This is a genomic window from Fannyhessea sp. (assembly GCF_986145555.1).
Genome location: NZ_CFRCNA010000006.1, coordinates 30961 through 43258, shown reverse-complemented (window position 1 = coordinate 43258; position 12298 = coordinate 30961). Strand labels below are relative to the sequence as shown.

12 protein-coding genes are annotated in these 12298 nt (G+C 43.8%); all 12 read left to right on the top strand.

Features of this window, described 5'->3' with window-relative positions:
* The first annotated feature begins 395 nt into the window (after positions 1-395).
* The 12 genes from AC5GD6_RS02255 (at position 396) to secY (ending at position 12047) form a co-directional block, all read left to right on the top strand.
* Positions 396-2351, top strand: a complete 1956-nt coding sequence (locus AC5GD6_RS02255; protein WP_491846140.1) for an InlB B-repeat-containing protein — start codon at positions 396-398, stop codon at positions 2349-2351.
* 221 nt (positions 2352-2572) lie between these two features.
* On the top strand, positions 2573-4840 hold the full coding sequence (locus tag AC5GD6_RS02250; RefSeq protein WP_491846139.1) for an InlB B-repeat-containing protein: 2268 nt from the start codon (positions 2573-2575) through the stop codon (positions 4838-4840).
* Positions 4841-5431: 591 nt separating this feature from the next.
* Entirely contained in the window at positions 5432-6766 is a 1335-nt protein-coding gene (locus AC5GD6_RS02245) for a putative endonuclease domain-containing protein (protein ID WP_491846138.1), read from the top strand.
* 509 nt (positions 6767-7275) lie between these two features.
* Positions 7276-7839 carry a 50S ribosomal protein L5 gene (gene rplE, locus AC5GD6_RS02240; RefSeq protein WP_006302390.1) on the top strand — a complete coding sequence of 188 codons (564 nt, stop codon included), beginning with the start codon at positions 7276-7278 and terminating at the stop codon, positions 7837-7839.
* Positions 7840-7921: 82 nt separating this feature from the next.
* On the top strand, positions 7922-8107 hold the full coding sequence (locus tag AC5GD6_RS02235; protein WP_006302391.1) for a type Z 30S ribosomal protein S14: 186 nt from the start codon (positions 7922-7924) through the stop codon (positions 8105-8107).
* 85 nt (positions 8108-8192) lie between these two features.
* Entirely contained in the window at positions 8193-8591 is a 399-nt protein-coding gene (gene rpsH / locus AC5GD6_RS02230) for a 30S ribosomal protein S8 (RefSeq protein ID WP_061103262.1), read from the top strand.
* 28 nt (positions 8592-8619) lie between these two features.
* Complete coding sequence (gene rplF, locus AC5GD6_RS02225; RefSeq protein WP_061103261.1) at positions 8620-9156, top strand: 50S ribosomal protein L6; 537 nt, start codon at positions 8620-8622, stop codon at positions 9154-9156.
* 60 nt (positions 9157-9216) lie between these two features.
* On the top strand, positions 9217-9585 hold the full coding sequence (rplR, locus tag AC5GD6_RS02220) for a 50S ribosomal protein L18 (protein WP_006302394.1): 369 nt from the start codon (positions 9217-9219) through the stop codon (positions 9583-9585).
* Positions 9586-9596: 11 nt separating this feature from the next.
* The gene (gene rpsE / locus AC5GD6_RS02215; RefSeq protein WP_006302395.1) at positions 9597-10118 is read left to right on the top strand and encodes a 30S ribosomal protein S5; all 522 of its coding nucleotides are present in this window, start codon (positions 9597-9599) and stop codon (positions 10116-10118) included.
* A 5-nt stretch (positions 10119-10123) separates the two neighbouring features.
* A complete protein-coding gene (rpmD, locus tag AC5GD6_RS02210) occupies positions 10124-10312 on the top strand; it encodes a 50S ribosomal protein L30 (RefSeq protein ID WP_006302396.1) in 189 nt (62 codons plus the stop codon).
* Between the two features lie 11 nt (positions 10313-10323).
* Positions 10324-10764 (top strand): 50S ribosomal protein L15, encoded by a 441-nt coding sequence (gene rplO, locus AC5GD6_RS02205; protein WP_006302397.1) that lies wholly within the window; start codon positions 10324-10326, stop codon positions 10762-10764.
* 2 nt (positions 10765-10766) lie between these two features.
* Positions 10767-12047, top strand: a complete 1281-nt coding sequence (gene secY, locus AC5GD6_RS02200; RefSeq protein WP_061103260.1) for a preprotein translocase subunit SecY — start codon at positions 10767-10769, stop codon at positions 12045-12047.
* Positions 12048-12298 lie beyond the last annotated feature (251 nt).

Here is a 12298-nt window from a genome sequence, read left to right as displayed (position 1 = left end):
AGAATGCGTGTGTCTACACTGTATGTACGAAGTGGGGGGGGGTATAAGAATCTGCTGATATTGGCTAGATTTATAAATATTTTGTGGAAACTAAATTTGTAAACCGTCCAAAAAGGACGAAATATGTAAAAGATGTGAAGGCGGGGGGGGTCATGGGTGAAGCTTGTGAATTGCTTAAAATAAAGGCAGAGAAAAAGCTTTGGAGCACGTATGAACTTGCAGTGTAAATACAATATTCAAGTACAACTGGCTGCAACGTTTGTATTGCAAAAGAAGCATATGTTGAATCACTGTCAGAACTTATATCAGGTAGAAAAAACATCAGAAGATAATACTCGTTCACGCAATCAAAGGCTGCATCTTTAAAAAGATGTCTCGTGGAAGGAAGTTATGCCATGAAACCTAAACACTATAACAAGACATCGCGCATACACAACATGCTCAGTACTTCTCGTGCGTATGTGTGGGGAGGGGCTGTTGCGTCTGTTTTAATTGCTTCAAGTTCCGTAGTTGCACAAGCTCAGAATCTTGAACCTGCAGCTAACAAAACTCCTGCACTAGAACAAAAAGCACCCGCAGCAGGCGTAGCCACGCCTATCGCAAAAGATCAAATGGCGCAAAAACATGTACCTACTGCACAAAAGTCTACTGATAGCACGTTAGCTACATCTTCGGCACAATCCGCGTTTACTAATTTAGCCGCGGCGGAAGTAAGAAGCTCAAAACCAGATCCTAATGTGCCTGCACAAGTCCAAACGACAGAGCTTAAAGTGAGTTTATGCTGGGAAACCATGAATGGCGACAACAAAAAAGGACTCGTTAAAGGCGATAGTGATTTTGGCCAATTAAATTTTGAGAACTGGGATTTTGGTTCTACGCTCGATGCTTCTAGGAAAGATGTAAAGGAAGCGTTTGGAAAAATCCAGTTTCAGATAAAAGATTTAACTGATGATAAGGTAGTAGCAACGACTGCTGGTACCTATGATCCCAACACTGCTACGAGCGCAACAAAAAGCCTGGGTAGTTATGATGCGACTCATACGTATGAGGTATCCGTGGTAAATAGCACTATTCCAAGCCCGTATTATGTAACGTATAACAACGTTTCGGCTAATGAAGGTGATGAGTTTACTCCAGATACTACTTCCTTTACCTGGACGCCATTCAAAGCAAAAGACAAGCAATCTCAAAATAAATATTTTCGTCTGGGTGTTATGGAAATTGTCTATGCCAAGGATGAGTCGGTGGCGGACAAATGTTTTTCATATACTCAGCCACAAAAAGATAATGGTGACTATCGCTCCGATGGCAATTGGAAGTTTACCTACAATGCCGACAATGTTTTTGCACGTCTTCGTGTGAAAGATAATAAAATTCAGTTCCCTGAGACCAATCCTGTTAAATCGGGCTATAAGTTTGATGGCTGGCAGTTCTATGTTGCTAGAAGAAACGATACCAGCCGTCCATACACATCATACGACCGTATGTTTGACGACGACCAAAAGATAATAAAGAACACAACCGTTGCGTACGTACCATTTAACGAACAAACTACTACTTACCCATATTTGTTTGCTGTGCTTCGGGACAGCAAAGGCGTAAATACGTTTGGTAGCAAGCTCGGAACTCAATATTGCTCTACTAACCATACGTTTGTTGTATTCCCCAAGTGGGAGGCCTCGGGTTATAAAGTTACCTTTATGAATGGCGACGCCCAGCTTGCACAAGTAAAGGTGCAAGAGAACAAGGCTATTGAAACAGACGAATGGACAGATCAGTCGATGCCTGCCCAGCCTACTAAAGCAGGTTTTACCTTTAAGGAATGGAATACAAAGCCCGATGGAACAGGACAAGCATTTAGTGGTACAACGCTCGTGCAAAGCGATATGAATGTGTATGCCATCTATACTCCAAATCCAGCAAAGATAGAAACCGCTCCCGTTCTTACTCTTCAAGATAAAACCATTACCGAAGGCACTCCTTTTACGGTGCGTGATTTAATTGTTTCTGCAACCGATGCAAAAGACGGCGATCTTATAGATAAAGTAGCTGTGGTAGATACTCAAGGCTTTGATGCTGCCAAGGTAGGTACATATACCATTACCTTTAAGGTTGCTAATAAACTTGGCATAAGCGTAACTAAATCTGCTGTTGTCAATGTGGTTAAAAAGGATGAACAAAAGCCAACAGATAAGAATGAGGGTAAACAAGAAAAGACTCAACACCCAAGCCACCTAAAAACAGCCACACCCCAAACTGGCGATGGGTTGCTCTTACCAATAAGCGCTTTGGCTACTTCGTTGGGCTTTGCCGCAGGACTTATGGGTGCTCGTTTGCGTCGCAAGCACTAAAGGTAACACTGACGGCTTAATTTTAGAGTTGTAACAAACGCTGTGAAAACTCAAGCTACGCATGTTGTAGCTTGAGTTTTTATTTGTACGCTCAATGTGGGGCCTCAATGCATGGTCTACGTGCGCCTCTGTTGGCAAGATATGGAATATTTGTGAGGGGGGGGGTAGAACTTGCCTTCATTGCGTTAAAGTTAATGCTATGAACCATTGAGAGGAGCACTATGAAAACACAGGTTAAACGCAGAAGCTACGGGCAATTCTCAAATAATAATGCGGCACTCGCCCTCGTATGTGCGCTCGGTGTTATATCGTGTATAGTTTCTCCCACTATGGCATATGCTGTTGCAGACCCAGTTGTTGAAAGTTCAACCGTTAAACCGGATGCCGCTGGAATTTATGATTTTACCAATGATAAGAATGTACAAAATCCCTTCCCCAATGTCATTACGCCTGATGAAGTCAGGGAACTGCAGAATACAGCGAAATCTGTGAGGCCTCTGCCCTCCATTCAAAAGATTTTTTATACGCCGTATGGCAAGAAGTTTTCTGTAGAGAATGGCCAAGCATTTGGCGATACTAAAAGCATTAATGAGACTATCAATACATATAATGGCAGGCTTGGAAGAGTTGACATTTTCATATTTTTCCCGCGGGTTGATAAAGAAAGCGTATATACCGGTGATGGTCAATTTTATCCATACAGATCATCCCGCGAGCTAAAAAACCCAGACGGGTCAGCAGATTTTGACTTTAATAAAGCTCCCGACAATAAGATTCCATATAGGCTCGAGGTAAATGGAAAGCTTATTGGATCAAATTTGGCTGATAAGACGAATATCAAAGTTTATATGAGAAAGAACCAAACGTTTATTCATGTTGTTATGGAGGGCGACAACACTCATGAAGCTATTTTTGGCTATGAAGGATTTAATCATGAAGATTCATCTGGAATTTTTGGATATGTCGCCTTTTTACCCGAATGCAGCGCGCAATTTCATTTTGTAGATGATTTGCAATATCGCAAGGTAGCAAACATTAATGGCTCGGATGAGCTCTCTCAACGGAGTGCTGGTGAAACTGACAGGTTCTCTACCAAGCCGTTTACCAAGTTAGATTTGCCCGATTTGTCTGGCATGAAAAATATTACTGGTGTAAGGTTTGGTAATAATCAGGTTGTCAGAAATATGTATACGCCACTTTTGAGTTATGACGGCGACCCAAAGAAAGATTCTGTTAAGCGCCCAACGATGGAGGAGCTGACCAGTACAAACATTCCTGGCTATCTTTACTACAGCAACGATATAGACACGCCCGAAGGTGGTACATTTACCAAGGATAATACTGAAAAGTTTGGCAACTATGATTATGGTATCGTGCGTGATAAAGACGACAATCAGGTAAATACTAAGCACTATTACGTGACCTATCGCCCGATTCCAACGCAGCTTGTCGTGCAGTACAAAAATACAGAAAATAAGGTAGAAGGCGGCAAGCCATACGGTATCTATGCAGGTAAAAATCCGCTCAATGTTTCGCTTACATCTTCTGAGCAAATTCCAGCAGCTCCTACTAAACCAGAATTACAGAAGATGATAACGGATAAAAACACTGCTTTGCTTCCCGAGGCTGCGGGCTATCTCTCTCAAGGGGTTACGTATCTAGCTCCAGGTACCTATGTCGTAAAGCCCACCACACCTGCTCCTGAAGGCTATGAATGGGTGGCTGAATCGGCTGATAGTAACACTTCTTCAACCGAGGAAACACTTCGTGTTTCTGCACATAAAGACACAGATCCCACTCAAAAAGTAGTTACGTTTGTTCCTCGCATGATAACACATACAGTTACCTTCATGAATGACGGCAAACAATATAAGCAAGTTAAAGTGCAGCATGGCAAAGCAATAGATACCGATCTGCTTAAAGAGCAATCTATGCCCGCAGAGCCTACAAAAGATGGGTATGTCTTTAAGGAATGGAATACCGATAGTTCTGGTAAAGACAAATCTGGCGCGTTTACCGGCAAGACTATGGTAAATCAGGACATAACGGTGCATGCGGTATATGCTTTGAAAGCATCCGTTTTGAACGAGGCTCCCGTCCTTACTCTTCGCGACGCAACTATTACCGAAGGCGATTCTTTTAACCTCACAAGTCTTGTTGTATCCGCACATGATACAGAAGATGGTGATATAACAAGTAAGGTATCTATCAGCGATAATGGCGGGTTTGATAATACCAAAGCTGGAACTTATAAGATTACCTTCACGGTTACTGATAAAGACGGCGCCTCTACCACAAAACAAGCTCGTGTAACCGTCCAGAAAAAACCTATGCCGCCTGTGCCTGCGCGCCAACATACCCGCACGGTTCCTCAAACTGGAGATACAAGCGCGCTTCCACAATTTTCAGGGCTCATAAGTGCTTTTGGCGTAGCGCTTGTCTCTGTTATGGGATTCATTTCGCACAAGCGTCGTCGTAGGCAGCACTAGCAGCGCATACCTTTAACGCCAAATCCCGCCCGCACTCACACCACATGGCTTTTTGCCACCGCGCGTGTCTCTGCGGGCATGCTTTTACAAAACCTTTAGCCTAATATTCGAAAAATACCTTATTTGACACGAGTTTTTGTGACGCCATGCCATAGAACCAAAAAAACGTATTTTGCATTTACCAAGGTAAGCGTGTTGGTACTATTTTAAGAACCTCTCAAAAGTGACGCAAAGGGCAATTTTTTGCTTCAGAACTCGTGTCAAACGTGATATTTTTGCAATTTTGCTCAAAACTTTTTGTATGACCCAAGGCTACATTTTCCAAAGTATATATTCAGCTGATATTTCACTGGTAAGTCCATTAGAACACGTTTCAAAACATTTCTAATCGCCTACGTTTGCGCCTTACAACGCTTTTCCCAAGAAGAGACACCTGTTTTAACCGCTCGTTGATAAAATTTTCCGCTAAACCGCTCTCTCATATGAATTTTTACCAATTTGTGATATTACAAGTACATGGAAATCGTTTTAGGCTACATAGAATCTCTCGCATTTTGGCGCGCGCACCGCATCGCCAACAATCCCATAGCTATGTCTCGAAACCCTATTCTTAGAGATGTATATCCGTCGTTAGAATATCGCGACCGTGCAATTCATGCTGAGGCAAGTCCGCACAGATCGGTTCCCCCGATATCGTTTAATGAGCATAATCGTATTCCGCTTACGGCAATCAAAAACTATATAGCCAACAAGCTCAATCCGTATACATTATGTGAGGAATACCTCAACCGTGCACAAAATATGAGCGATTACACCATTGGATCTATGCTGGTGTACAACAGATATAAGCGTATTTCATGTGAGCATTCTAGTGGCTTTGCAAACTTTTCAGCCAATCGTGCCTCTCGACTTCTTTGCGGCTCCCACACACTTGCTACGACCGCGTCTTACGAGCGTCTGCATGCAGTTAGATTTGTCCCAGACATCACGCACGCGTCTGCTCTTCACATCATTGTTCCGCGCTCACAACGCGGATTATCTCAGACAAAAAAGCAGATTACGTATATTAACTCCGCGCTTCCTCATGATTCGCTGTACAAATTGTTTATCAGAGCAGACGAGCGAAACAGCTTTGGACTACCCGAGTCGCTTAGTCTCTACATTATCTCTCCTGAACTTGTGGTACTTCTTGCCGCACAGAATTTAAGAAAGCTGTGTCTGGAAAACGCGTGCTCAGCGCCTAGATGTTTTATGCGCAACCACGCAAAACTTCTGTTCACGCATAATGTAGCGTCGTTGGTTAATGAACTCTGTGGCAGATATGGCCTGGATCCGCTTACTGCTTTAGGGTCTACCTATGGCTTGGATCCCCTTACCTCCGTGCAAAAAATTAAGCGTTATGCCGACAAAATGAAAGGTATACACGGGCGCAGTAATCTGCTTGCCGCGCTTGACTGCTGCTATGATAATCTGGCGTCGACATTTGAGGGCGTGGTTGCAAGCGCGCTTATGCTACCTGCGGCAATGGGGGGAATTAAATTCCCTTCCCTAGAGATAAATAAAACACGCAAGCTTAGTGCCAGCGCACTTCTTACGCCTCACCATCACAGTATCACTCCTGATCTAAGCTCAAAAAAGCATAAATTGGTAATTGAATGCAACGGTCTTGAGTTTCATAGATCGGACGAGGCAATTAAGGAAGATCACCGCAGGTTAAGGGATTACGTTTCACATAATGAACGTCATATTCCTCTTACCGTTAGTGATATAAAAAATCCCTTGGCGCTCTGTCGTGTTCTTGAGGAAATTGTTGCCGCGTGCCACGATACGCTTGGCGCGTCTAAAGCTTTTCACTTGCGGCAGACTATCCATAATGCAAAGTATCAAAAAGCCAGACAAATCATGCTTGATCTGCAGATGTTCTAAAATTGTATGTGTAAAAAATACCTTCTTTTCTGTATGAAAGGTGTGCGTTAACAAAACATTTAGCCCAATATCCCAAAAATACCCCGTTTGACACGAGTTTGGATGGAAGTGCTGCGCTTACATAAAATATGTGTTTTGCATTTTGCCAGTTAGAAGAGTTGATGCATTTTTTCACGATGCTCAAATTTGCTCAGAAAGATGAGTTGTGAGTTAAAAACTCGTGTCAAACGGGTTATTTTTCGAATTTTTCTAAAAACTTTTGTTTTGACTAAAGAAAGTATCGCCATCAGAAGCAAACTCCTGCCCGAAATATGGAATTATCCTGATGTTTTTGTAAATGCGCCCAACAGCACGCAAATGCTACAAGAGAAACAGGTATCATTTACCGTTGCAACTTTATAGGGGATACGTAGGTGTCTTTTACAAAATTGCAGGTAGGCTCCCGATAAGGTGTCGGGAGGTGCGAGGCGATCCCCGCACTTAAAACCCCAAGAGTTTAGGAGTGTCCTATGGCAAAGAAGTCAACCGAAGCCATGCCTCGATTAAAGGCAAAATACTTCGACGAAGTACGCGATGTGCTTCAAAAGGAATTTGAGTACAAAAATGTTAACCAAATTCCAAAGATCGAGAAAATCGTCGTAAACATGGGTGTTGGCGAAGCCGCTGGCGACCACAAAGCAATTGAGGGCGCTGTATCAGACCTTCGTGACATTACTGGTCAACAACCAATGGTTACCCACGCTCGTAAATCTATCGCTACTTTCCACCTTCGCGCTGGTATGCCTATTGGCGCTAAAGTAACACTTCGTGGCGATCGTATGTACGAGTTCTTTGATCGTCTTATTTCTATTGCTATTCCACGTATCCGCGACTTTCGTGGTATTTCATCTAAGAGCTTTGACGGCCACGGTAATTTCTCCATGGGCGTAACCGAGCAGCTTATCTTTGCGGAAATTGACTTCGACAAAGTCGATCACACACGTGGTATGGACATTACCGTTGTAACTACAGCATCTACCGACGAAGAAGGTCGTGCACTTTTAGCTGCATTTAACTTCCCGTTCAAAAAATAGTATTTGGTAGATGATGGAGTGGCTGTGCCGAGCACAGCAATCGTAAGGCTTTGGTAATAAAGCCAAGGTAAAAGGAGGATTTGTGGCTAAGACATCGATGATCGTCAAGGCAAACCGTGAGCCGAAGTTTTCATCACGCACACAAAACCGTTGCCAACGTTGTGGACGTCCTCACAGCGTATATCGCAAGTTTGGTTTATGCCGTGTTTGCTTCCGCGAAATGGCTTGTATAGGCGAGCTCCCTGGCGTGCGCAAAGCAAGCTGGTAGGAAGCTCTGGTGTGTAGGCATCTTTGCTACGGGCAAAGTGTGAACCACATGCACAGTTTCATCACGAACGAAGGAGAAGGAATCTATGAAGGTTACCGATCCCATAGCGGACATGTTAACGCGTATTCGTAACGCTAACTCCGCAGGTAAACCTGAGGTCTCTTTACCCTCCAGCAAGGTACTTGCTGAGGTAGCTCGCGTAATCTGCGAGGAAGGGTATATTGAGTCCTTTGAGATTGAAGATAGTAAACCTCAAAAAACTTTACACATTACACTTAAGTATGGAGAAAAGCGCACACGCGTGATTCGCGGTATTCGCCGTATTTCTAAATGCGGTTTGCGTATTTACTCCTCAGCAGATAAGCTGCCGCGCGTTCTTGGCGGTCTTGGCACTGCTGTAATCTCAACTTCTAAAGGCATGATGTGCGATCGTGACGCTCGTAAATTGGGCGTTGGCGGCGAGGTCATTGCCTATATTTGGTAATCGTTACTCATCTGGATAGGAGCAGACAATGTCTCGTATTGGTAAGAAGCCTGTCTTGGTTCCAGCCGGTGTAACGGTGACCATTGACGGAACTCACGTTGTTGCTAAGGGCAGCAAAGGCGAGCTTGAGCGCACATTTTCTGAGCTCGTTGTAATTAAAGAAGAGGGTCAAGAGCTTTTGGTTGAGCTCGCTGAGCCAACGGTAGAAGCCAACGCTCAACAAGGTTTAACACGTACCCTGCTTCACAACATGGTAATCGGTGTTTCGGAAGGCTTTGAGAAGCGTCTTGAGCTTGCTGGTGTTGGTTATCGTGCTTCACTTAAAGGTAAAGACTTGGATTTATCTCTGGGTTACTCGCACCCTGTTATTTATCCTTGCCCAGCCGAAATGTCATTTGAGGTTCCCGATAACACTCACATTGTAGTTAAGGGAATTTCTAAGGAGCAAGTTGGTCAAGTTGCTGCTGAAATTCGTTCTAAGCGTCCTCCTGAGCCTTACAAAGGTAAAGGTATTCACTACGAAGGCGAACACATTCGCAGAAAACTTGGTAAGGCTGCTAAGTAGTTTTACTTCACCTAGGAAGTCTGTTACCCCGTTAGGTAGCGGCATGTTGAAGGAGAAAGTATGAACAAGAACCAGGCTAAGCTTGCGGGTCTTAAACGCCGCAAACGCCGTGTTCGTTCCAAGGTATTTGGAACAGCTGAGCGTCCTCGTTTGAGCGTGCATCGTACAAACGCTCATATTTACGCTCAAGTTATTGATGACTGTGACGCTAAGGTAATCTGCGCTGTTTCTACCTTAACCGCAGAAATTAAAAGTCAAGTAAAAGTTGGTTCAAATAAAGAAGCTGCAGAGCTTGTAGGTAAACTTGTTGCTGAGCGTGCATTAAGCGCTGGCGTAAAAGAAGTTACCTTTGATCGTGGTGGACACATTTACCATGGTCGCATTAAGGCTTTGGCAGAAGGTGCCCGCGAAGCGGGTCTGAAGTTCTAGGAGGAATTTGAATGCCACGTGATCGTAAGCGCCAGGATGACTCCGAGCTTCAGGAGCGCGTAGTTTACATCCATCGCGTATCTAAAACTGTAAAAGGTGGACGTCGTATGTCCTTACTTGCACTTGTTGTTGTAGGAGACGGCAAGGGTAATGTAGGAATTGGTATGGGTAAGTCTGCCGAGGTTCCACAAGCAATTCAAAAAGCTGTGGACGATGCAAAAAAGAACATGTTCCATGTGCCTATCACAGAAAATGGTTCAGTTCCTCATGCTGTTAAAGAGCACTATGGTGCTGGTTGTGTATTGATTCAACCTGCTGTACCTGGTACTGGTGTTATTGCTGGAGGTCCTGTTCGTCCTCTGTTCGAAATGGCAGGAATTACCAATGTACTGTCTAAGTCATTGGGTACCGGCAATGCTCTTAACATGATTAAAGCTGCTGCAAAAGGCTTGCAATCCTTAACAAGCCCCGAGGAAGCAGCTGCTCGTCGTGGTATGAGCGTAAAAGAGATGTTTAATGGAAAGGAGGCCTAAGCACCATGGCTGATAAAAAAGTAAGCGTTAAGCTTGTTCGCAGTGCTGTTGCATCTGTGAAAAAAGATCAAACATTGACCTGTCGTGCAATGGGTCTTCGTAAAATTGGTGACGTTTCGGTTCTCCCTGATAACCCAAGCGTCCGTGGAATGATCTTCAAGGTAAAGCACCTTGTTGAGGTTGAAGAGAACTAGGAGCAAGACATATGCAACTCAATGATCTTCGTCCTGCACAAGGTTCCAAGAAATCACGTAAGCGCATTGGTCGCGGAAACTCTTCTGGTTTTGGAACAACTGCTGGCCGCGGTACTAAAGGTCAGCTTTCACGTGCTGGTGGCGGTAAAGGAGCCGGATTTGAAGGTGGACAGCAGCCTTTAGCTATGCGTTTGCCTAAGCTTCCCGGTTTTACTAATCACAATCGTGTAGCATACACACCTGTTAATGTTGATCGTCTGAACACCTTGTTTGCCGATGGCGAAACCGTAAACGACGAAACATTAGTACAAAAAGGTGTAATTAAACACACCTATATTCCTGTTAAGGTTTTGGGTAACGGTGAACTTTCTAAGAAACTTACCGTATCTGTTGATAAGGTTTCTGCTTCTGCTAAAGCAAAAATTGAGGCAGCCGGAGGAAAGGTCGAGTAAGCGTGTTTAAGGGCATCTCGAGCGCATTTCGCATCAAGGAGTTAAGAAACAAGATTTTCATTACGGTGGCAATCCTGTTGCTTTATCGTTTTGGCGCATATTTACCTGCACCTGGTGTGCCGTTTGCTCGCATGCTCCAGGCATTTCAAGAGGCTTCCGCTGGTAGTGGTGCAGTAGCTGTACTCAATCTTTTTTCTGGTGGAGCTCTTTCTCGCGTTTCCGTTTTTAGTTTAGGAATTATGCCGTATATCACGGCTCAGATTATTTTGCAGATGTTCCAAGCGGTTATACCTTCACTTGGAGAGCTTGCAAAAGAAGGCGAATCAGGACAACGTAAGATTACGCAGTACACGCGTTATCTTACGGTTGTTCTGGCGTTGGTAAATGCGGTTGGATATTACTTTTTATTCAAGAGTTATGGAATTAGTTTTTCAAACCTTGGTTTTCCTGAATATATCGAAGCGTTTATCATCGTAGGAGTCTTGCTTGTTGGCGCTATGATTATTATGTGGCTTGGTGAAGTTATCACGCAACGCGGTGTTGGTAACGGAATGTCACTTATCATCTTCGCAAACATTATGGCTGGTCTTCCTTCTGCGCTCACCTCCTCGGTTAATACCTCTACCTTTGGTATGGTAACAACACTTGTTACGCTCCTTGTTATTTTGGCTATTATCCCCATTATTATCTTCATTGAGCGTGGCCAGCGTCGTATTCCTGTTCAATACGCTAAGCGCGTGATGGGAAGACGAATTATGGGTGGTCAGTCTACCTACCTTCCTATTAAGGTTAATACGGCAGGCGTTGTTCCTATTATCTTTGCTTCTGCTTTGTTATATATGCCTGCTCAGGTTGCAGTATTTTTCCCGCGTGTTGACTGGATTCAGGCTTTTGCTAACTCCCTTTCTACGGGCTGGGTAAACTGGGTATTATCGGTTGTACTTATCGTATTTTTTGCCTATTTCTATACTGCTATGGTATTTAACCCTGATGAAACTGCAGATCAGCTAAAAAAAGCGGGCGGATTTGTGCCTGGTGTTCGCCCTGGTGGCGCAACGGCCGCTTATATTAAAGATGTGTTGGATCACATTACGTTACCTGGTGCACTGTTTATGGCTGCAATTGCTGTTATTCCTTCTATTATGTTTAGGTTTACGGGGAATACGTTGTTGCAAGCGTTTGGCGGTACTTCAGTGCTTATTATGGTTGGCGTTGCTATGGATACAATTTCTCAGCTTGAAAGCCAGCTCAAAATGCACAATTACGAGGGACTTTTCCATTAGAGCTGCTGGGTACCATAGAGTGCATTTCTATTGGCACACTTATAAGATTATAAAGCGGAGCTTATGGCTCCGCTTTTTTGTTGGCTGAGTACATGATGGTGCCTATTATCCGAGATTTTTAACCTTAATGCCTGTATTTTGCGCAGGGCGATCACGCTAGATTCCATAAACTGATAGTGAGGTTGTACGCTTTTGAAAAATCTCAATCTTCGTGTGTTTAAGTTAAAAAACGTGTTACATTAGTCATATCT

Coding starts and splice junctions, on each gene's coding strand:
- AC5GD6_RS02255 (WP_491846140.1), top strand. CDS start 396: ATGAAACCTAAACACTATAACAAGACATCGCGCATACACAACATGCTC.
- AC5GD6_RS02250 (WP_491846139.1), top strand. CDS start 2,573: ATGAAAACACAGGTTAAACGCAGAAGCTACGGGCAATTCTCAAATAAT.
- AC5GD6_RS02245 (WP_491846138.1), top strand. CDS start 5,432: ATGTCTCGAAACCCTATTCTTAGAGATGTATATCCGTCGTTAGAATAT.
- rplE (WP_006302390.1), top strand. CDS start 7,276: ATGGCAAAGAAGTCAACCGAAGCCATGCCTCGATTAAAGGCAAAATAC.
- rpsH (WP_061103262.1), top strand. CDS start 8,193: ATGAAGGTTACCGATCCCATAGCGGACATGTTAACGCGTATTCGTAAC.
- rplF (WP_061103261.1), top strand. CDS start 8,620: ATGTCTCGTATTGGTAAGAAGCCTGTCTTGGTTCCAGCCGGTGTAACG.
- rplR (WP_006302394.1), top strand. CDS start 9,217: ATGAACAAGAACCAGGCTAAGCTTGCGGGTCTTAAACGCCGCAAACGC.
- rpsE (WP_006302395.1), top strand. CDS start 9,597: ATGCCACGTGATCGTAAGCGCCAGGATGACTCCGAGCTTCAGGAGCGC.
- rpmD (WP_006302396.1), top strand. CDS start 10,124: ATGGCTGATAAAAAAGTAAGCGTTAAGCTTGTTCGCAGTGCTGTTGCA.
- rplO (WP_006302397.1), top strand. CDS start 10,324: ATGCAACTCAATGATCTTCGTCCTGCACAAGGTTCCAAGAAATCACGT.